Source organism: Olleya sp. Ti.3.14, assembly GCF_038154885.1.
In the GTDB taxonomy this organism is placed as follows: Bacteria; Bacteroidota; Bacteroidia; order Flavobacteriales; family Flavobacteriaceae; genus Olleya.
On sequence record NZ_JBAKAO010000040.1, the window covers coordinates 1 to 355 of the forward strand.

The window sequence follows — 355 nt, forward strand, 5'->3', positions numbered from 1 at the left end:
GAACAACCACAAAAAAGTATTGTTTATTTTCATCCATAACTACAAATTGCGGATTACTTTTAAGTTGACTATTAATTGCTATAAACTCAAAACCACGTTTCTCTAGGTCTTTACCTACATGATTCATGGCTAGATTATGTAACTCTTGTTTTGATAGTGCTTTCATATTACAAAAATAAAGTTTATTTCGCTTTCGCGAAAAAAAAGCCGACTAACAAATTACTTAAATCTTGCAAATTTAGAGCTGTAGAATGTAAAATTTGAAACTGGAATTACAGTATCCATTTTTAAGTTATACCAAGGAGACATTGAAGCATCATCAAGGTTTTCTACTAAATGAACACTTTGTGCAGGC

1 pseudogene is annotated in these 355 nt (G+C 30.7%); it reads right to left on the minus strand.

The features are described from left to right. Positions 1 to 166 (minus strand): annotated as a pseudogene (locus V6251_RS15190) (Na(+)-translocating NADH-quinone reductase subunit F); the annotation flags it as partial. Positions 167 to 355: the final 189 nt, after the last annotated feature.